The sequence below is a fragment of the Micromonospora sp. B9E7 genome (assembly GCF_039871815.1).
In the GTDB taxonomy this organism is placed as follows: domain Bacteria; phylum Actinomycetota; class Actinomycetes; order Mycobacteriales; family Micromonosporaceae; genus Micromonospora.
Genome location: NZ_JBDPLX010000025.1, coordinates 38,546 through 58,494, shown reverse-complemented (window position 1 = coordinate 58,494; position 19,949 = coordinate 38,546). Strand labels below are relative to the sequence as shown.

The 19,949-nt window shown below is 72.8% G+C and carries 18 protein-coding genes; 8 read left to right on the top strand and 10 right to left on the bottom strand.

Annotation, left to right across the window (positions count from 1 at the left end):
* Positions 1-20: 20 nt before the first annotated feature.
* The 4 genes from infB to rimP all read right to left on the bottom strand — a co-directional run bounded on the left by infB (position 21) and on the right by rimP (position 5,210).
* Positions 21-3,038, bottom strand: a complete 3,018-nt coding sequence (gene infB / locus ABGB10_RS28855; protein ID WP_347664147.1) for a translation initiation factor IF-2 — start codon at positions 3,036-3,038, stop codon at positions 21-23.
* Positions 3,039-3,131: 93 nt separating this feature from the next.
* The gene (locus ABGB10_RS28850; protein ID WP_347664146.1) at positions 3,132-3,464 is read right to left on the bottom strand and encodes a YlxR family protein; all 333 of its coding nucleotides are present in this window, start codon (positions 3,462-3,464) and stop codon (positions 3,132-3,134) included.
* 16 nt (positions 3,465-3,480) lie between these two features.
* Positions 3,481-4,524: a transcription termination factor NusA gene (gene nusA / locus ABGB10_RS28845; RefSeq protein ID WP_347664145.1), complete on the bottom strand. Its 1,044-nt coding sequence runs from the start codon at positions 4,522-4,524 to the stop codon at positions 3,481-3,483.
* The gene (gene rimP / locus ABGB10_RS28840; protein WP_347664144.1) at positions 4,521-5,210 is read right to left on the bottom strand and encodes a ribosome maturation factor RimP; all 690 of its coding nucleotides are present in this window, start codon (positions 5,208-5,210) and stop codon (positions 4,521-4,523) included. The genes nusA and rimP overlap by 4 nt, the downstream gene beginning before the upstream one ends.
* A 154-nt stretch (positions 5,211-5,364) precedes the next feature.
* Here rimP and ABGB10_RS28835 point away from each other — a divergent pair, with 154 nt between their 5' ends.
* The 7 genes from ABGB10_RS28835 (at position 5,365) to ABGB10_RS28805 (ending at position 12,024) form a co-directional block, all read left to right on the top strand.
* Complete coding sequence (locus ABGB10_RS28835; RefSeq protein WP_347664143.1) at positions 5,365-5,892, top strand: hypothetical protein; 528 nt, start codon at positions 5,365-5,367, stop codon at positions 5,890-5,892.
* Positions 5,889-6,326 carry a ferritin-like domain-containing protein gene (locus tag ABGB10_RS28830; RefSeq protein WP_347664142.1) on the top strand — a complete coding sequence of 146 codons (438 nt, stop codon included), beginning with the start codon at positions 5,889-5,891 and terminating at the stop codon, positions 6,324-6,326. The genes ABGB10_RS28835 and ABGB10_RS28830 overlap by 4 nt, the downstream gene beginning before the upstream one ends.
* 52 nt (positions 6,327-6,378) lie before the next feature.
* On the top strand, positions 6,379-6,981 hold the full coding sequence (locus ABGB10_RS28825) for a PadR family transcriptional regulator (RefSeq protein ID WP_347664141.1): 603 nt from the start codon (positions 6,379-6,381) through the stop codon (positions 6,979-6,981).
* A 17-nt stretch (positions 6,982-6,998) separates the two neighbouring features.
* The gene (locus ABGB10_RS28820; protein WP_347664182.1) at positions 6,999-7,712 is read left to right on the top strand and encodes an ABC transporter ATP-binding protein; all 714 of its coding nucleotides are present in this window, start codon (positions 6,999-7,001) and stop codon (positions 7,710-7,712) included.
* Positions 7,709-10,477 (top strand): FtsX-like permease family protein, encoded by a 2,769-nt coding sequence (locus ABGB10_RS28815; protein WP_347664140.1) that lies wholly within the window; start codon positions 7,709-7,711, stop codon positions 10,475-10,477. Before ABGB10_RS28820 ends, ABGB10_RS28815 begins: the two co-directional genes overlap by 4 nt.
* A gap of 101 nt (positions 10,478-10,578) precedes the next feature.
* A complete protein-coding gene (locus tag ABGB10_RS28810; protein ID WP_347664139.1) occupies positions 10,579-11,079 on the top strand; it encodes a nitroreductase/quinone reductase family protein in 501 nt (166 codons plus the stop codon).
* A gap of 207 nt (positions 11,080-11,286) precedes the next feature.
* The gene (locus tag ABGB10_RS28805) at positions 11,287-12,024 is read left to right on the top strand and encodes a nucleotidyltransferase domain-containing protein (protein ID WP_347664138.1); all 738 of its coding nucleotides are present in this window, start codon (positions 11,287-11,289) and stop codon (positions 12,022-12,024) included.
* Positions 12,025-12,030: 6 nt separating this feature from the next.
* On the opposite strand, the gene ABGB10_RS28800 is transcribed toward ABGB10_RS28805, so the two are convergent.
* Both ABGB10_RS28800 and map read right to left on the bottom strand, forming a co-directional pair.
* Complete coding sequence (locus ABGB10_RS28800; RefSeq protein ID WP_278137977.1) at positions 12,031-12,744, bottom strand: VIT1/CCC1 transporter family protein; 714 nt, start codon at positions 12,742-12,744, stop codon at positions 12,031-12,033.
* Positions 12,741-13,598: a type I methionyl aminopeptidase gene (gene map / locus ABGB10_RS28795; protein WP_347664137.1), complete on the bottom strand. Its 858-nt coding sequence runs from the start codon at positions 13,596-13,598 to the stop codon at positions 12,741-12,743. The genes ABGB10_RS28800 and map overlap by 4 nt, the downstream gene beginning before the upstream one ends.
* Positions 13,599-13,693: 95 nt before the next feature.
* On the opposite strand from map, the gene ABGB10_RS28790 reads away from it, so the two are divergent.
* Positions 13,694-14,008 carry an STAS domain-containing protein gene (locus ABGB10_RS28790; protein WP_347664136.1) on the top strand — a complete coding sequence of 105 codons (315 nt, stop codon included), beginning with the start codon at positions 13,694-13,696 and terminating at the stop codon, positions 14,006-14,008.
* A gap of 20 nt (positions 14,009-14,028) precedes the next feature.
* Here the strand turns inward: ABGB10_RS28790 and ABGB10_RS28785 are convergent, their stop codons facing one another.
* The 4 genes from ABGB10_RS28785 to ABGB10_RS28770 form a co-directional block, all read right to left on the bottom strand.
* Positions 14,029-17,688, bottom strand: coding sequence for a SpoIIE family protein phosphatase (locus ABGB10_RS28785; RefSeq protein ID WP_347664135.1), 3,660 nt, complete (start codon positions 17,686-17,688; stop codon positions 14,029-14,031).
* Between the two features lie 193 nt (positions 17,689-17,881).
* On the bottom strand, positions 17,882-18,433 hold the full coding sequence (locus ABGB10_RS28780) for a pyridoxamine 5'-phosphate oxidase family protein (protein WP_347664134.1): 552 nt from the start codon (positions 18,431-18,433) through the stop codon (positions 17,882-17,884).
* Positions 18,393-19,184 (bottom strand): gamma-glutamyl-gamma-aminobutyrate hydrolase family protein, encoded by a 792-nt coding sequence (locus tag ABGB10_RS28775; protein ID WP_347664133.1) that lies wholly within the window; start codon positions 19,182-19,184, stop codon positions 18,393-18,395. Before ABGB10_RS28775 ends, ABGB10_RS28780 begins: the two co-directional genes overlap by 41 nt.
* The gene (locus ABGB10_RS28770) at positions 19,181-19,948 is read right to left on the bottom strand and encodes a 3-oxoacyl-ACP reductase (RefSeq protein ID WP_347664132.1); all 768 of its coding nucleotides are present in this window, start codon (positions 19,946-19,948) and stop codon (positions 19,181-19,183) included. Before ABGB10_RS28770 ends, ABGB10_RS28775 begins: the two co-directional genes overlap by 4 nt.
* Position 19,949 lies beyond the last annotated feature (1 nt).

Genomic DNA, 19,949 nt, shown 5'->3' with positions numbered 1-19,949 from the left:
ATCAGCGTGTCACTGCCGGATCAGGCGCGAACCTTCTCCCGCATCTCGAAGGTCTCGATGACGTCGCCGACCTGGACGTTGTTGTAACCACCCAGGGTCAGACCGCACTCGAAGCCCTCACGGACCTCGGTGGCGTCGTCCTTGAACCGCTTCAGCGAGGTGATCGTGAGGTTGTCCGCCACGACCGTCCCGTCCCGAAGCAGTCGAGCCTTCGCGTTGCGCCGGATGATGCCCGACCGGACGATGCAACCGGAGATGTTGCCGATCTTGGACGAGCGGAAGACGTCGCGGATCTCCGCGGTGCCCAGCTCGGCCTCCTCGTACTCCGGCTTGAGCAGGCCCTTGAGCGCTGCCTCGATCTCCTCGATGGCCTGGTAGATGACGGTGTAGTACCGGATCTCCACGCCCTCGCGGTCGGCCATCTCACGGACCTTGTTCGAGGCCCGCACGTTGAAGCCGATGATCGTGACCGGCTCGGACGAGGCGCTCGCGAGCATGACGTTGCTCTCGGTGATCGCGCCGACGCCCCGGTCGAGGACCTTGAGCTGGACCTCCTCGGGGATGTCGAGGTTGAACAGCGCGTCCTCCAGGGCCTCCACCGAACCGGAGACATCGCCCTTGAGGATGAGGTTGAGCGACGTCTTCTCGCCCTCCTTGAGCTGCTCCATGAGCGTCTCGAGGGTGGCCCGACCACGGGAGTTGGCGAATGCCGCCGCCCGCCGCCGCGCCTGCCGCTGCTCGGCGATCTGCCGCACCGTGCGGTCGTCCGCCGCCGCGAGGAACGTGTCGCCCGCGCCGGGCGGCGCGGTCAGACCCAGAACCATGACCGGACGCGCCGGCCCAGCCTCGGAGAGCTGGTTGCCGTTCTCGTCGAGCATGGCCCGGACCCGGCCGTGCGCCCCACCGGCGACGATCGAGTCGCCCGCCCGCAGGGTGCCCTTCTGCACCAGCACCGTCGCCACCGCACCGCGGCCCTTGTCCAGGTGCGCCTCGATGGCCACACCCTGCGCCGGCCCGTCGATCGGAGCGGTCAGCTCCAGCGACGCGTCGGCGGTCAGCAGGACGGCCTCGAGCAGTTCCTCGATGCCGATGCCCGGCTTGGCGGCCACGTTGACGAACATGGTCTCGCCGCCGTACTCCTCGGCGACCAGGCCGTACTCGGTCAGCTGCTGGCGGACCTTGTCCGGGTTGGCATCCGGCTTGTCGACCTTGTTGACCGCGACCACGATCGGCACGTCGGCCGCCTTGGCGTGGTTCAACGCCTCGATGGTCTGCGGCATCACGCCGTCGTCGGCCGCGACCACCAGGATCACGATGTCCGTCACCTGGGCACCACGGGCACGCATGGCGGTGAACGCCTCGTGACCCGGGGTGTCGATGAAGGTCACCGCGCGGTCCACACCATCGTGCGGAACGTGCACCTGGTACGCACCGATGTGCTGGGTGATGCCACCCGCCTCACCGGCGACGACGTTCGCCTTGCGGATCGCGTCGAGCAGCTTGGTCTTACCGTGGTCGACGTGACCCATGACGGTCACCACCGGCGCACGGCTGACCAGACGCTCCTCGGCCACCTCCGCGTCGAGGTCGATGTTGAACTGCGCGAGCAGCTCGCGGTCCTCGTCCTCCGGGCTGACGATCTGGATGTCGAAGCCCAGGTGCTCACCCAGCAGCTGCAGGGTGTCGTCAGAGCAGGACTGGGTCGCGGTGACCATCTCGCCCAGGTTGAACATCTCCTGGACCAGCGAACCAGGGTTGGCGTTGATCTTGTCGGCGAAGTCGGACAGCGAAGCGCCGCGGGACAGCCGGACGACCTGACCCTGACCCCGGGGGGCACCCGAGCTCATGGTCGGAGCCGACAGGTTGTCGAACTCCTGTCTGCGCTGCTTCTTGGACTTGCGACCGCGCGTCGGCCGGCCACCCGGACGCCCGAAGGCACCCGCGGCACCGCCGCCACGGCCACGACCACCCGCACCCGGACGACCGCCGCCACCGGCCGGAGCACCCGGACGGAAACCGCCACCGGGAGCACCGCCACCGCCGCCGGGACCGCCACGGTAGCCACCGCCACCGCCGGCACCCGCGCCGCCACCAGGGCCGCCGCGGTAACCGCCACCGCCGCCGGCGCCACCGCCGGGACCGCCACGGAAGCCACCGCCGCCGCCACCGGGACGACCAGCGCCACCACCGGGACGACCAGCGCCACCGGGACCGGGACGACCGGCCGCCGGACGCTGGCTCGGCATCGACGCCGGGCTGGGCCGCGGCGGCATGGAGTTCGGGCTCGGCCGCGGCGGCATGCCCGCCGGGGTGTTGGGCCGGGGACCACCCGCACCAGCGGCCGGGGGCCGCTGCTGCTGGCCACCCTGGATGCCGAACGGGTTGTTACCGGCGCCGCGCGCCGGCGGGCGACCACCCGGTCGGGCACCCGGACCCGGAGCAGGCGCGCTCGGACGAGCTGCCGGCGAACCGGGACGGGGCGGCATCGCGGCCGGACCCGGCCGAGGGCCGGGACGGTTGCCACCGTCTGCCGGAGGCTCCCGGCGAACGGGGTTCTCCCGCTGCTGCTGACGGGCGGCCTGCGCGGCCTTGACCGCAGCCTCCTGCTCAGCCTTCAACGCGGCGGCACGCGCCTCCGCGGCCGCCACCTCGATGTCGTGGGCACTCGCCGGCTTGGCGACCGGAGCCGCCGGCTGCGGCGCGGCGGGCACCGGACCCTTCGGCTTCGGGCCGGGCGCCGGCGCTGCCGGCCGCCGAGGCGGCATCGGCTTGGCCGAAACCCGGGGCGCGCCCGGGGTCGGGGACGTCGTCGGGGTCGGGTTGGAAGCCGGCGTCGACGCGGGCGCCGACGGGGCGGCCGGTGCCGGAGCCCCGGCGGACGCGACGAATGCGTTACGCAGTCGCCGGGCGACGGGCGCCTCGACGGTGCTCGACGCGGACTTCACGAACTCGCCCATTTCCTTCAGCTTGGCGAGAACGGTCTTACTCTCGACCCCGAGCTCTTTTGCAAGCTCGTGTACGCGGGCCTTGCCTGCCACTGCACTCCTCACTCCGAGGTCGTGCGGGCAGCACCCGCAGCGACCTCACTCGTGCACTTGAAGCCTGGTCATTTCAGGGACTTCATCGTGTGCTCATGTCGGTCGTCCTACCCTGCTAGCGACCCTCGCCCGGTCGGGATGACCGGACGTAGTGGTTGGCGCATCGACGTGCTCTGCCAGCACACCGTGGTCGAGGACCTCGGTGATGCGCAGCGCACGCCCGAAGGCGCGGCGCCGCACCGCCAGCGCGAAGCAGGCCGGATCCGGGTGCATGTTCGCTCCCCGACCCGGCAGCCTGCGAAGCGGGTCAGGCCGGAGGCTGTGACCAGCCTCGTCCCTGACCGCGACTATCCGCAGCAATTCGCTGGCCGGCGCACGTTGCCGGCAACCCACACAGGTGCGCTCCGGCTGCGCGCGTCGTACCACTGGAAGAAGTCTACCCCTAGCCGCCCGAGATCGCTCCGCCCGGCTCCCGCACGTGATCAGCTCCCTCACGCGCGGCCGGGGCGCTCTGCTCCGCATCGGAGCGGATGTCGATCCGCCAACCGGTCAGACGGGCCGCGAGTCGGGCATTCTGCCCCTCCCGGCCGATGGCCAGCGAAAGCTGGAAGTCGGGAACGGTCACCCGGGCGGCTCGACCGGCCAGGTCGACCACCTCGACCCGCAGCGCCTTCGCCGGCGACAACGCGTTACCGACGAAGGTGGCCGGGTCGTCCGACCAGTCGATGATGTCGATCTTTTCGCCGTGCAGCTCGCTCATCACGGCGCGCACCCGCTGACCCATCGGCCCGATGCAGGCACCCTTGGCGTTGACCCCGGGGGTCGTGGAGCGTACGGCGATCTTCGTACGGTGACCTGCCTCACGGGCGATCGCGCCGATCTCGACCGTGCCGTCAGCGATCTCCGGGACCTCCAGCGCGAACAGCTTCTTGACCAGCGCCGGGTGCGACCGGGACAGAGTGATCTGCGGCCCGCGCATGCCCTTGGCGACGTGCACCACGACACAGCGGACCCGCTCACCGTGGGCGTACCGCTCACCGGGCACCTGCTCGGACTGCGGCAGCACACCCTCCAGCTTGCCCAGGTCGACGCTGACGATGCCCTTCTCGGTACGCGTCTCGTGCGCCTGCACCACGCCGGTGACGAGGTCACCCTCGCGGCCCACGTACTCACCGAAGTGCACCTCGTCGGTGGCCTCCCGCAGCCGCTGGAGGATCACCTGCTTGGCGGTCATGGCGGCGATCCGGCCGAAGTCGTGCGGGGTGTCGTCCCACTCCCGCACCAGGCTGCCGTCGGAGTCCATCTCCTGCGCGTACACCAGGGCGGCACCGGACTTACGGTCGATCTCCACCCGGGCGTGCGGCTCGGCGCCGTCGGTGTGCCGGTAGGCGGTCAGCAACGCGGTCTCGATCGCCGCGAGAATCGTGTCGAACGGGATCTCCCGCTCGCGCTCGAGTGCGCGCAGCGCCGCGAGGTCGATGTTCACCTCTCCTCGTCCTCCACATCATCTTCGTCGTCGATGTCGTCTGAATCGTCGATCTCGTCTGAGTCGTCCGCGTCGTCGAACTCCTCGTCCGCCTCGCCGAGCTCGGCGAGGCGGGTGAACTCGACCTGCACGCGCCCCGGGCCCAGCTGGGCGTACGCCCAGGAGGCACGACCGGCCTCGGTCTCCAGCAGCACGCCCTCGTCGTCGGCCGCGATCACCCGGCCGGTCAGCTGGCGGTCACCGGCGGGCTGCTCGCCGCGCTGGCCGGGCAGCGCGGTCGCGCCCCGAACGGTGACCTTGACGAGTCGGCTCACGTTGCGCCGCCAGTGCCGGGGCAGGGTGAGCGGCCGGTCGACGCCCGGCGAACTGACCTCGAGCTGGTACTCCCCGGCGACGATGTCGCCACCGGACTCCTCCGCGGCGTCCAGCGCGGCCGAGACCGCGCGGGAGACGTCCGCGACGGCGTCCAGGTCGATCCCGCCGTCGGCGTCCACCATCACCCGCACCACGTGCCGGCGACCGGCCCGGGAGACCGACAGGTCCTCCAGGTCGTAGCCGGCGTCGTTGACGACGGGCTCGATCACGGCTCGCAGCCGGGCACGTCGCCCGGCGAGGTCACCACCACGGGGGCCCGCGGCATCGCGGGGTCGACCCGTCGGCCTGGTGGCACGGCCACGCTGCGTCATCTCCGCACCTTTCCCTGGTCGACGGTGGTCGGTCGTCCGGCCATGCCGGCACGCCACCGGAGCGGACACGCCGGTGGCTGCGCAGAGCGTAACGCGCCTGCCCGGCGTCGGGCCGGGCGGCGCACCGACGCCGGTGGCCCCTGGAACGGCGCACATGGTGTTCACTTGCCCGGTGGGGATCGGCAGAACGACACAGCGCAACCAGGCATCCGGACATTCCCGGCGAAAGCTCCTGCGCGGCGGGGCGCTGCTGGTGCTCGGCGGCGCCGCCGCGCCGCTGACCGGCTGTGATCTTTTCGACCGTGACGACGAGCCGGCACCGCCGCCGGACCCGCTGCGGCCGATGGTGGACGAGTCACTCGCGCTGGCCGAGGCGTACCGGAGCAGCGCCGCCGCGCACCCCGACCTGGCCGGCCGGCTCGACCCGATCGCCGAGGCGCACACCGCCCACGCCACCGAGCTGGCCCGGGTGATCGGCGTCGCCCTGCCGTCGGCGGGGACCACCGCCCCGACCACCGCTCCGGCGGACGACCCGGCCGGCGCGCTCGCCGCGCTGCGCGCACTGGAGAAGACCGCCCAGCAGTCCGCGACCACCGCCTGCGCCGCAGCACCCGCAGAGCGGGCCGCACTGCTCGGGTCGATCGTCGCCGCCCGCGCCACCCACCAGGAGGCACTGAAGTGAGGCAGCCGTCCGCCGGGGAGGCACTCGCCTCCGCCCTGTCCGCCGAGTACGCGGCGATCTACGCCTACGGGCGGATCGGCGTCCGGCTCACCGGTGCGGCACGGGAGGCGGCACATGAGGCGGAGGCCGCGCATCGACGTCGGCGCGACACCCTGGTGGTGCAGCTCACCACCGCCGGCGGCGTCGTGCCGCCGGACCGCGCCGGCTACGCGCTGCCGTTCCCGGTCACCGACCGGGCGAGCGCCCTGCGGCTCGCCGCCGAGGTGGAGGAGCGCGCCGCCGCGCACTGGCGGGCGGCGCTCGCGTCCACCACCGGCGCCGACCGGGACCAGGCGCTGGCGGCCCTGGTGGAGTACGCCGTACGCGCCACCCGGTGGCGCAAGACGGCCGGGTCGGCCCCGCTGACTGTCCCGTTTCCCGGTCGACCGGCCTGAACAGGCCCACCGCGGTTGCGGTGCGCATACCAGGTATGCATACTCCGTTGCCATGTCCATCCGTCACGGGTTGCTCGCCCTGCTCGAACGCGGCCAGATGTACGGCTACCAGCTGCGCGCCGCGTTCGAGGAGTCGACCGGCTCGACCTGGCCGCTGAACATCGGGCAGGTCTACACCACGCTGTCCCGGCTGGAACGGGACGGTCTGGTGCGCCCGCTGCCGGAGAGCGAGGCCGGGCAGCGCCCGTACGAGATCACCGACGCCGGCCGGGCGGACCTGGCGCTGTGGTTCGCCACCCCGATCAGCCGCACCGATCGCCCCCGCGACGAGTTGGCCATCAAGCTGGCGTTGGCGCTGACCACACCCGGGGTGGACGTCCGCTCGGTGGTGCAGGCCCAGCGCAGCGCGACGATGCGGGCCCTGCAGGAGCTGACCCGGCTGAAGTACGGCAGCAACCGGCCGGAGGATCTGCCCTGGCGTCTCGTCCTGGACTCGATGGTGTTCCAGGCCGAGGCGGAGGTGCGCTGGTTGGACCACTGTGAGACCAGCCTGGTGCGGCACCAACCCACCGGCCTGCCACCTCCCGTTCCCCGGCCGGCGGACACCGGCGCGCGGGACGCGGCGACCTGGGCCGGCGAGGAGGCGCGACGGTGAGCGGGGCGGACGACGCGGTGTTGGACCTCCGCGCCGTCCACCGCACCCACGGCACCGGACCGGCGGCGGTGCATGCGCTGCGCGGCGTCAGCCTGGCCGTCCGGCCCGGCGAACTGGTCGCGGTGATGGGACCGTCCGGCTCCGGCAAGTCGACGTTGCTGGCCCTGGCCGGAGGGCTGGACCGGCCGACCGGCGGCGAGGTCCGGGTCGAGGGGCAACCGCTCGGGGCGCTGGACCGTCGCGGCCTGGCCCAGCTCCGTCGTCGCCGGATCGGCTACATCTTCCAGCAGCTCAATCTGCTGGGCAGTCTCAGCGCGCTGGAGAACGTGGCGCTCCCGTTGGAGCTCGACGGCACCAGTGGCCGCCGCGCCCGCGCGCTGGCCCGGGCCGCGCTCACCGAGGTGGGCCTGCCCGGGCTGGGCGACCGCTTCCCCGACCAACTCTCCGGCGGGCAGCAGCAGCGGGTCGCCATCGCCCGCGCGTTGGTGGGTGAGCGCCGGCTGGTACTCGCCGACGAGCCCACCGGCGCACTGGACTCACAGACCGGTGAGGCGGTGCTGCACCTGCTGCGCCGCCGGATCGACGCGGGAGCCGCCGGAGTGCTGGTCACCCACGAGGCACGACATGCCGGTTGGGCGGACCGGGTGGTGTTCCTCCGCGACGGCGTGCTGGTCGACACGACGGCACCGCTGGGCAGCGTCGAGCAGTTGCTGTCCGGCAGCGACAGGTGACCATCCGCCGTACGCGGCAGGACCCTGGCCGGACCGACCCCTCCCCAGCGGGACCGGTCCAGCCACCCGCGCTCGTCGGTCGGCGGCGGATCGCCGAGCTGACCGGCTCCTGGCGCACCGCGCTGCGGATCGCGCGGCGCGAGTCCCTCCGGGCCCGGCGACGGACCGTCCTCGTCCTCGCGATGATCGCCCTGCCGGTGGCCGCGCTGGCCTTCCTCGCGGCGAGCTACGACATGGCCGAGCTGACCCCGCAGGAACGTGTCGACCGTCGGCTCGGCGTGGCCGACGCGGAGTTGCAGTGGGTCACCAGCGGTCCGGTGGGACAGGACGAGTGGGGTGAGGGCTGGAGCACGCGGGACGGGAAGCCCCCGGCGAGGGCCACCGCAGCCCAGATGACCGCACTGCTGGGGCCGGGCAGCCGGGTCACCGAGGTACGCCCGCACGCCCCGCTGACCCTGCGCGGTCCGCACCGCGACGAGGACGTGGCTGGTCGGGTGCTGGACCTCGGCGACCCGCTGGCCCGCGGGCTGGTGCGGTTCCTGGCCGGCCGGGCACCGCACCAGCCCGGCGAGGTCGCGGTCAGTCCGGCGGCACTGCGCCGCCTGGACCTGCGCCTCGGTGCCGCCGTCACGGTCGCCGACGGGAGCAGGGCGTACACCGTGGTGGGGGTGGTCGAGTTCGCCGACGACCTCGGTCCGGTCGTGGCGCTGCATCCGGGAGCCGTACCGAGGACCGGTCCGGAGCCGGACAGCGTCTGGTTGGCGGACGTACCCGGGACCGTCGACGCCGCGCTGGTGTCCCGGCTGAACGAGCGGGGAGTGGTGGTCACCGCGCGTCACTCGACCGGCTCGGGAGGCGGGGCGAACCGGACGTGGTTCGGGTTGACCGGGGCGAGCGACGCCAACGACCTGAGCACCGGCGTCCTGATCGCCGGCCTCGGGCTGCTGGAGGTCGTCCTGCTGGTCGGGCCGGCCTTCGCCGTCGGTGTCCGTCGCCGGCGACGGGATCTGGCGCTGGTCGCGGTGGCCGGCGGGGACGCCGCCCAACTGCGCCGGGTGGTGCTGGCCGACGGTGTGGTGCTGGGTGTGCTGGGCGCCGCCGCCGGCCTGCTCGTCGGCGTCGGCGCGGCGTTCGCCGGTCGCCCGCTGATGGAGCAGTACGTCTTCGGCATGCGCTTCGGCGGTTACCGCTGCTGGCCGGCCGCCCTGGTGCTGCTCGGTGGGGTCGCGGTGCTGGCCGGGGTGCTCGCCGCGCTGGCACCGGCGTGGACGGCTGCCCGGCAGGACGTCAGCGCCGGGCTCGCCGGGCGACGTACCCCACCGGTGTCCCCGGGCCGGTGGTTGCTCGTCGGTCTGGCGCTGGTGGTCGGCGGGGCCGGGCTGGCGGCGTACGGGGCCAGCCGGACCTCCCCGGCGGTGATCCTCACCGGTCTGATCCTGGGCGAGTTGGGTCTGGTGTGCTGCACGCCCACGTTGATCGGGTCGCTCGCCCGCCTCGGTCGGGTGTTGCCGTTGGCACCTCGGATCGCGGTGCGCGACGCCAGCCGTAACCGGGCCGCCGCAGCACCGGCGATCTGCGCCGTGATGGCCGCCGTCGCCAGCAGCGTGGCGCTCGGCGGGTACCTGGCCAGTGACGGCGCCCGTGACGCACGCGCCTACCAGCCGACGCTGCCGACCGGTCACCTGATGGTCTACCAGAACAGGCCGGCCGAGCAGCCCACGCTGGCCGAGGTCGTCGACGCGGCCCGGGATCAGTTGGGGGTCGACGCGGTTGCCTCCGTCTACGCGCCCGGCTGCGAGGCGGCGCGCACGGGCTACTGCGACATCACGCCGGTGCTCCCACCGACCCAGGCCTGCCCCTGGCAGCCCGGCGACGACCTTCCCGCGCCGGACCGCCAGCAGGCCCGGGCCGACCCACGCTGCCGGGCGGACCCCTCCGGGGGCTACGTGGAGCCCTGGGTGGACGACGGCAGCGCACTACCACTCCTCACCGGCGCGGACCCGACGACGACCGCGGCGGCCTCGGCGGTGCTGCGCGCGGGTGGCGTCGTGGTGACCGACCCGCGTTACCTGCACGACGGTCTGGTGACCGTACGCGTCAGCCGGGTGGACACCGGGCCCGATCAACCGACCGCGCTCCGTGACCTCCCGGGGTACGCGCTGCCCCGGGCCACCGGCCACCCCCGCCTGCTGCTGTCCACCTCCGCGGCCGGACAACTCGACCTGAGCTGGTCAACGGCCGGCTGGGTGATCGGCACCACCACCCCGCCCGACGAGGAGCAGCAGGCTCGGTTCGCCGCCGCCCTGCGCCCGTTCGGGACGTTCTCGCTGAACGTGGAACAGGGTTCCGCACCCCGCGACGTCTCACCGCTGCTCCTGTTGCTCGCGGCGGCGGCCGGCCTGATCACGGTGGGAGCTGCCGGTATCGCCACCGCGCTCGCCGCCGCCGAGGGACGCGCCGAGCTGACCACCCTCGCGGCCGTCGGCGCGGCGCCGGCGTTACGCCGGATGCTGGCGATCTGCCAGGCCGGGGTCATCGCCGGGCTGGGTTCGGTGCTCGGCATCGTGGCCGGGCTGGGCACCGCGGCGATCGTGCTGTTCTCGGTCAACCGGCAGTACGCCAGCGACTGGCCGGCTTCCGATCCGTACCCGATCCTGGTGCCGTGGCCCACGCTCGGCGTGCTGGTGCTGGTGCCGGTGGTGGCGATGCTCGGGGCCGGTCTGTTCACCCGCGCCCGGCTGCCGATCGAACGGCGGCTGGACTGACCGAGCAGCGTGGCCCGCCGGTCGGCGGTGACCGGCCGGTCGGCGATCCGGGCGCGTGTGGGGGGTGCCGCCGGGGCCGGGCAACCGGCAGACTGATCCGCGTGTCAGTGCTGGGAAATCTCACCCGCCGAGTTGGTCATTACCGCTGGTTCGGCACCGCCGCACGTCTGCTGGTTCCCGCCGACCGCGTGATCGGTCGGCTCACCCGGGGCCGGGTGGTCGCGCTCGGCCTGATGCCGTCCCTGGTGATCACCACGACGGGCCGCCGCTCCGGCAAGCCCCGAAGCAACCCGCTGCTGTACGTGCCCGACGGCGACGCCTACGTGGTGATCGGTTCCAACTGGGGGCAGGCCCACCACCCGGGCTGGGCGATGAACCTGCTCGCCGATCCGGCCGCCGAGGTGGACGTGAAGGGCCGGCGGATCCCGGTGCGGGCCGAGCCGGCATCCGGCGCCGAACGGGACCGGCTGTGGCAACTGCTGGTCACCGAGTGGCCCGCGTACCGCACGTACGTGCAGCGGGCCGGCGGCCGGGACATCCGCATCTTCCGGCTGGTGCCGACCGGGCGCGGCGCGCCCGCCGGTCCGCCGCCGGCTGGCTAGGCTGACGCCCAGCCAGCGGAAGGTGAGCCCGTGAGCGCGAGGAGTGAGCCGGGTCTGCGAGCCCCGCAGTCGCGAACAGAGGTGACCCCGTGAGCGCGAGGAGTGAGCCGCTCTTGCGAGCCCCGCAGTCGCGAACAGAGGTGACCCCGTGAGCGCGAGGAGTGAGCCGCTCTTGCGAGCCCCGCAGTCGCGAACAGAGGTGACCCCGTGAGCGCGAGCAGCGAGCAGACCGGTGTCGGTCGGGGTCTCGACGATGGACGGTGGGCGGTTGCGGAGCGGGTCGCCGAGGCGGTCCGGCGGCGTTTCCCGGCCGACGTGCTCGCGGTCGCGGTGCACGGGCCTTTGGCGCACGGTGACGACGACGGCGGTGGGGACCGTGAGGCGGGGATGTTGGTGGTCACCTACCGGTCCGGTGCCGGCCCGTCGCCGGCGACCCGTCGGGTGGACGGGGTGCTGGTCGATCTGACCGTGGCCGGCGCGGAGGACTACCTGGCGCAGGCTCGGGTGATCTCTCCGCTCTGGCCGCTGACCGCCGACCGGTACGTCACCACGCAGGCGTTGCACGACCCGACGGGTTGGTTACGGACGCTGCGCGACGAGCATCTGGGCCGGTTGGCCCGGGCTCGGCCGGCGGAGTTCAGCACTGCCGCCCGGCAGGCCTGGTATCGGGGCAGCGCGGCGCACGCCCGGGCGGCCCGGCTCGCCGAGTGGTACGAGACCGACCAGGCTCTGTTGATGCTCGGCGAGGCCCGGCTGGCGGCGGCGACGGTGACGGGCCTGCTGAGTCGCACCTACTTCCGTGACCCGGGGGACGCGGTACGGCGCACCGGGTTGGCCGGGGCGGACATGACCGAGGTGGGTGTGGTGCTGGCCCGGCAGGCCGAGGACCTGGCCGCCCGTGGTCGTGCGGTCGACGGGACGATCGACGAGCTGCTCACGGGTTGACGGGTGTCACAGCCCGCCGTGCACCCCGATCAGCGTGCCGATGAGGTAGGTGGCGCCGGCCGCGGCGGCACCCAGCAGCAGTTGGCGCAGGCCGCCGGTCCACCAGGGCCGGTTGGTGAAGCGGGCGACCACCGCACCGGCGGCGAACAGCCCGATCCCGCCGACGGCGAGTGCCAACCACAGGTCGGTGGCGCCGAACAGGTAGGTCAGCAGCGGAATCAGTGCGCCCAGCGAGAAGAACAGGAACGACGAGGTCGCGGCGGCCCACGGGCTGGGCTGGTCGTCGGGGTCGACGCCCAACTCCTCGCGGACGTGCACCCGTAGGGCTTCCTCCGGGTCGCGGCGTACCGCTTCGGCGACCTGGGTGGCGAGGTCCCGGGGTAGGCCGCGGGCCACCCAGGCGTCGGCCAGTTCGCGGGCCTCCGCCTCGGGGTGGCGTTCCAGTTCCCGCCGCTCCTTGGCCACCTCGGCGGCGACCTGCTCGTTGGCGGACCGGACGCTCGTGTATTCGCCGAGCCCCATGGAGATCGCCCCGGCGACCAGGCCGGCGGTGCCGGTGAGCACGATGCTGTGCGGCGACACTCCGCCGCCGCCGACGCCGGCGATCAGGGCGATGTTGGTGACCAGGCCGTCCATCGCGCCGAAGACGGCTGGGCGCAGCCAGCCGCCGGAGACGTCGGCGTGGTGCGCCTCGCGCAGGGCTGCCGGGGTCTCGGTCACGGCAGGGTCAGGATCTCGTGGCCGTCGTCGGTCACCACGATGGTGTGCTCGAACTGGGCCGTCCACTTCCGGTCCTTGGTGACGACGGTCCATCCGTCGTCCCACATGTCGTACTGATAGGTGCCGAGCGTGATCATCGGCTCGATGGTGAACGTCATCCCCGGTTCCATGATGTCGGTGGGGCGTGGGCTGTCGTAGTGCGGCACGTAGAGCCCGCTGTGGAAGGCCTCGCCGATGCCGTGGCCGGTGAAGTCGCGGACCACGCCGTAGCCGAACCGCTTGGCGTACGACTCGATGACCCGGCCCACCACGTTGATCTGGCGGCCCGGGGCGACGGCGCGGATGCCGCGCATCATCGCTTCGTGGGTGCGCTCGACCAGCAGTCGGGCTTCCTCGCTGACCTCACCGACGCAGAAGGTGGCGTCGGTGTCGCCGTGCACCCCACCGATGTACGCGGTCACGTCGACGTTGATGATGTCGCCGTCCTGGATGACCGTGGAGTCTGGGATGCCGTGGCAGATGACCTCGTTGAGGCTGGTGCAGCAGGACTTCGGGAAGCCCTTGTAGCCCAGCGTCGACGGGTACGCGCCGTGGTCGCAGAGGAACTCGTGCACCACCTTGTCGATCTCGTCGGTGGTCACGCCGGGCTTGCAGTGTTCGCCGGCGAGCTGGGTCGCCTGGGCGGCGAGCCGGCTGGCGACCCGCATCTTCTCGATGGTCTCCGGCGTCTGCACGTGCGAGCCACGCCACTGCTGCGGAGCCTTCTTGCCCACGTACTCCGGTCGGGCGATCTGGGACGGCACCGGTCGCAGCGGGGAGAGCGTGCCGGGTGTCAGCGGAGGGCGGACGGTCATGCGACAAGCCTATCGCCGGGGGCGCTGGTGACCCGCGCCACGGCCGCTCCGGGGAGGTTGTTGCCCTGCCAGTGCGGCTATGCCATGGTGTCTGCGTGGATCAAGGGGGAGCACCGCCCGTCTTCTCGGCCAGCGCGGAGATCGACGGTGACCACCTTCGTGTGGTGGTCGCCGGTGAGGTCGACATGGCGACCGCGGACACGATGCTCCAGACCGCGCTGCGCGAGCCCGCCGAGCGGATCACCCTCGACCTGCGCACGGTCACCTTCTTCGACTCGGCCGCCATCCACGCCCTGGTCCGGCTCGCCCAGCAGTTTCCGGGCACGCTCACCGTCCTGCCGTCCCGGCAGGTCCGTCGGGTGCTGGACATCTCCGGCCTGGGCGAGCAGAGCTGGCTCGGCCCGGCCTGAGCGGCCCGCCGGGCGCACGGTCAGTCCCGTAACTGCCGGCGCAGCGTCACCTCGGTGCCCGCATCGGTACGCCGCACCGACAGGTCGCCCAGTGCCTTGATCAGGGCCAGGCCACGCCCCCGGAACCCGGAACCGGTCGACTCACGCCACTGCCCGCTGTCCCGCACCGTGGCCGTCACCGTCCGGTCCTCGATCGCCACCTCCACGCTGATCGTGGCCTCGGCGGGGTGGACCGGGTGTTCGATGGCGTTCGCGGCGGCCTCGGAGACCGCGACGGTCAGGTCGAACACGTCGGTCTCACCGACCTCGTGGGCGACCAGGAAGTCCTCCAGACGTTTGCGCAGCACGCTCAGCCGGGTCGGGTCCGCCGGTAGCCGCAACGAGAAGCGGTTCAACTCCGCCGCCTCCAGGGCGAGAACCGCCACGTCGTCGCGGCGTGGTCGCCCGGCGACCCGCTCGACCACCGCGTCGATCAGGTCGGCCAGGTGCTCACTGGGGGTCGCGGCGTCCAGGCGCAGCTGGGCCAGCGCCCCGTCGATGTCGAGCTGTCGGTCCTCGATCAGCCCGTCGGTGTAGAGCAGCAGACGGCTGCCGGGGGACAACGCGGCCTCGACCGCCTCGTACGTCGCGTCGGGAATGGCGCCTACCGGCGGGCCGAGCGCGCGGACGTGCAGGAGCGCCACGTCGCCTCCTCTGATCAGCAGCGGGGACGGGTGACCGGCACTGGCGTACCGCAGACGGTTGGTACGCGGGTCGAACAGCAGACAGAGCACCGTCGCGAAGGAGCGGCGCTCGGTTGACCCGACCAGCCGGTTGAGGCGGGTCAACGACTCGCCCGGGCCGTAGCCCTCCAGCAGGTACGCCCGCAGCGCGTTGCGCAGTTGCCCCATCGCGGCGGCGGCCTGGACGCCCTTACCCACCACGTCGCCGATGACCAGCACCAGGTCGCCGTTGTCGAGGGCGAAGGCGTCGTACCAGTCACCGCCGACCTCGACGTCGGCGGTGCCGGGCAGGTAGCGGCTGGCCAGCACCGCCCCGGGCAGCTGCGGCAGCGATCGCGGCAGCAGGCTGTGTTGCAGGGTGGTGGCGATGCGGTGTTCGGCCTCGTAGAGCTGGGCGTTCTCCAGCCGCACCCCGACCAGCCGGGCCAGCTGGGTCAGCGCGGCGTCGTCGGCCTGCGCGTCGTCGCCGGCGGGCCGCCAGACCCGCAGCTCGCCGAGCGCGTCACCGGCGGTACCGGTCAGCTCGGTCACGAAGGACGGGTCCGCGGCGGTGCTGCCACCGCCGTCCGCCTCGGAACGGGCGCCGGCCGCGGTGATCACCACTCGGGCGGCCTCGGCGAGGCTGAGCGCGTGCCGGGCGGCGACCTGGAGCACGTCGCCGGTGGACCGGGCGGTGTTCACCGCCACCGCGGCGTCGGCCAGCGCCCGGAGCCGGCGGATGATCTGCCCGCGGAGCTGGCCCAGCTCGACGTTGGCCCGAACCCGGGCGATCAGCTCCTGGCTGGCGAAGGGCTTGGTGAGGTAGTCGTCGGCACCGGCGGAGAGGCCGGCGACGGCCTCCGCGGCGCCGGCCCGGGCGGAGAGCAGCACGATCGGCACATGCCGGGTACGTGGGTCCGCGCGCAGCGCGCCGACCAACCCGAACCCGTCCAGTCGGGGCATCATCACGTCGCTGAGCACCAGGTCGAACCCGCCCTCGCGGGCCAGTGGCAACGCGGCCAGCCCATCGCTCGCGGTGACCACCTCCCAGGTCGGGGAGAGCAGCCGCGTGACGTGCTCGCGCAGGTCCGCGTTGTCGTCGACGACCAGGATCCGGCCGGCCGGGGTGCCGTCGGTCGGCTGGCTGTCGTACTCGGGCGCCGGGCCGGTGCCGGTCCACAACGCGGTCTCCGCCACGTAGAGGCGAGCCTGCTCGGGCTCACCCGTCGGCAGGTGGCCGAACGTGACCACCTGGTCCGCGGGCAGGTGGTCCGAACCGGTCGGGATGGTCACCGTGAAGCTGCTGCCCTCGTCGACCCGGCTGGTCAGCCCGACCTCGCCGCCGTGCATCTCGACCAGCTCCCGGACCAGCGCCAGCCCGATCCCGGTGCCCTCGTGGGTGCGTGCGCGGGCACCGGACACCCGGTGGAACCGCTCGAAGACGTGCGGCATCTCGTCCGGAACGATGCCGATGCCGGTGTCGGTCACCTCCAGGCGGGCCGCGCCGTCCAGGGCCCGGACCTGCACCCGGACCTCGCCGTCGAAGGTGAACTTGACCGCGTTGGACACCAGATTGAGGACGATCTTCTCCCACATGTCCCGGTCGACGAAGACCGGCGCCGGCAGCGGCGGGCAGTCCACCACCAACCGCAACCCGGCCCGGTCGGTGGCCGACCGGAAGGTGCTGGCCAGCCGGGCCGTGTAGCCGGCGAGGTCGGTGGGCTGGTAGCGGGCGGCGAGCCGACCGGACTCCAGTCGGGAGAAGTCCAGCACGGTGTTGACGAGCTTGAGCAGGCGCAACGCGTTGCGGTGCATCGTGGTGAGCCGCTCGGTCAAGGCGGCGGGTAGCGCCGGGTCGGCCAGCATGTCCTCCAGCGGGCCGAGCACCAGGGTCAGCGGGGTGCGGAACTCGTGGCTCACGTTGGCGAAGAAGTTGGTCTTCGCCCGGTCCAGCGCGGCCAACTCGGCGGCCCGGGCCCGTTCCTGCTCGTACGCCCGCTGCGTGCCGGCCGCACGGGAGATCTGGGCGGCGACCAGGTCGAGGAAGTTTCGGTAGTCGTCGCCGAGCGGCAGCTGACGGCCCACGCCGACGATCAGCGCGCCCACCGTCTGGTTGGTCGCCGTGAGCGGCAGTACGAGCGCCTGGTCGGCGGCGTCGACCGGCGGCGGGTCGAGCAGGTCGGCCACCTCGACCGTGGCGGGCGTGCCGTCGGCGGTCACCCGGGCCAGCACCTGCGCGATGGTGCCGACGGCGGGCGGGACACTTCCGGTGGAACCGACCACGGCGAGTTGACCACTGTCGTCGGCCAGGTAGATCAGGGCGAACGGCACGTCCGCCCGGTACCGGCCGAGCACCTCGGCCGCGGTTCGGCCAAGTTCGGCGGAGCTGCCGATGTCGTTCAGCTCGGCGCCCAGTTCGGCCAGTGCCCGCAGCCGGCGCTCGCCGAGCACCCGTCCGGTGGTCTCGCTGACGATGCAGTAGACGCCACCGACCGAGCCGTCGGCACCGCGGATCGGGTCGTACGAGACGTCGAAGTAGGTCTGCTCGACGAAGCCGTGCCGGTCCAGCAGGAACGGGTGGTCCTCGCCGCGGTAGGAGCGCCCGGTGTTCCGGACGCCGTCGAGCAGCGGGCCGAGTACCGGCCAGGTCTCCGCCCAGTACGTGCGGGCCGGTTGGCCGATCGCGTCGGGGTGCTTGGCACCGATGGTCGGCCGGTACGCGTCGTTGTAGAAGGCGCGCTGGTCGTCGCCCCAGAACATGACGACCGGCGCGCTGGAGGCGAGCATCATGCCGACCGCGTTGGACAGCGCGGCAGGCCACTGGCCGGGCGCGCCCAGCGGGCCGGAGGACCATTCGAAGCTCGCCAGTTGCTCGCCCAACTCACCACCGGCCGCGAACGCCGCCGCCAGCATCGGGGAGGTCTCGCTGCCGGACGCGGCGGGATGCCGTTCGTCCGCACCCCCCTGGGCCGAGCTCATGCAGCCTCCCGCTCCGGTCGTACCCCGCGACCGTTGATCTTCACCCGCTGTGCTCCGACTTGTACCCCAGCGGACCAGCAACGTAACGCATCACGACAGATGGACGCTGGTGACGTTCGTGCGAGCCGTCGGGCACCGGACAGGACGGGTGTGCAGCGGCGTTGAACGGCGCTGGTCGACGCGCCCCGACCAGTCAGAAGACCGGCAGCCCGTCGATGCTTGCCGCGTTCCTGGTGGCCCGGTAGACCACCAGATCCTCGTCCGTACGACGGGAGTGTGAGGTGAGCAACAGATCACGCTCGGCGCGGAAGTCCATCAGTGGCACCGCGTAGCCGCAGGAGTCGCTGACCCGCTGCACCTCGACGGTGATCACCGCCCGGACGGCGTGCACGTCCGGAGGTGCGGGAAACTCGGCGAGCCGGTCGGCGAAGGTCTCGTCGGTCACGGCGACGCTGCTGCCCCGGCCGTGCAGCCGGACGATCTTCGGAGGCCCGTCGAAGGCACAGAACATCAGCGTGATCCGGCCGTTGTCCCGCAGGTGGGCAATGGTCTCCGCTCCGCTGCCGTGGTAGTCGAGGTACGCCACCCGGTGCGGCCCGAGGATCACGAAGGTGCCCCGCATGCCCTTCGGTGAGACGTTGACGTGCCCCTCGGCGCCGGACGGCGCGGTGGCCACGAAGAAGACCGGCTGAGCCGTGATGAAGTCACCCAGTCGACCGTCGATCTCCGGATAGACCTTGCCCATGCGTCGATCCTCCCACCTGCGACACCACCGCGCGGGGGCGACGAGCGTCACACCCGCCGTCGACCCGCTGCCGGGCGGCGCGCACCAGCGCGGTGATCGGCCGCGGATCCGGCTCGTTCTCCGGATGCCACTGCACACCGAGCACGAACGGCAGGGTCGGATCCTCCACCGCCTCCACCACGCCGTCCTCGGCCCAACCGGTGACCGACAGGCGGCCCGGATCGGCGACTGCCTGGTGGTGGTAGGAGTTGACCCGGTCCACCCCGGCCAGCACCGTCGCGGCCAGGCTTCCCGGCGCGAACCGCACCGGGTGGCTGCCGTAGACACCGGGCGCCGGACGGTGCGCCTCGTGACCGACCACGTCGGGCAGGTGCTGGTGCAGGGTTCCGCCGTAGGCGACGGCGAGCAACTGCATGCCCCGGCACACACCCAGCACGGGCAGGTCGGCGGTGCGCGCGGCGGCCAACAGGGTCAGCTCGCCGGCGTCCCGGTCCGGCCGGGCCTCGGTACGCGGTTCCGGCCGCTGGCCGTACCGCCCCGGACCCACGTCGGCGCCACCGGCCAACAGCAGCCCGTCCAGGACCGCCACCACGTCGCCGTCCACGTCGTCCGGCGGTAGGACCACCGCCCGGCCACCGGCGGCCGTCACCGCCCGCGCGTACGCCTGCGGCAGCAGCACGGCCGGCACGCCCCTCCACACCGCCCAGTCGGCCGGCTCGACGTACGCGCTGATCCCGATCAGCGGCCTCATAGCGGCGTGACGTACGCGCCGGTGATGCCGCCGTCGACCACGAACTGCGCGGCGGTCATGAACGAGGCGTCGTCGCTGGCGAGGAACGCCACCGCGGCGGCGATCTCCTCCGGTTGCCCGAACCGGCCCATCGGCACGTGCACGAGCCGGCGGGCGGCCCGCTCCGGATCGGCGGCGAACAACTCCAACAGCAGCGGGGTGGCCACCGGGCCGGGACAGAGCGCGTTGACCCGGATGCCCTCGCGGGCGAACTGCACACCCAACTCCCGGGTCATCGCCAGCACCCCGCCCTTGCTCGCGGTGTACGCGATCTGCGACGTCGCCGCGCCCATCAGCGCCACGAAGGAGGCCGTGTTGATGATCGAGCCCTTGCCCTGGCGACGCATGTGCGGGATCGCGTACTTGCAGCACAGGTAGACGCTCGTCGTGTTGACCCGGAGCACCCGCTCCCACGCGTCCAGGCCGGTGTCCAGGATGGAGTCGTCGTCGGGCGGGGAGATGCCGGCGTTGTTGAATGCGATGTCCACCCGGCCGTGCCGGTCGGCCACCCCGTCGAACAGGTCGCGTACCGCCGACTCGTCGGCCACGTCGGTGGCCACGAACTCGCCGCCGCACTCCTCGGCCGCCTTCGTACCGGCCGCCGTGTCGATGTCCACGCAGACCACCCGCGCCCCCTCGGCGGCGAACCGCCGCACGGTGGCCAACCCGATGCCACTGCCCGCGCCGGTGACCACGGCCACCCGGTCCTGCAACCGACCCTGCACC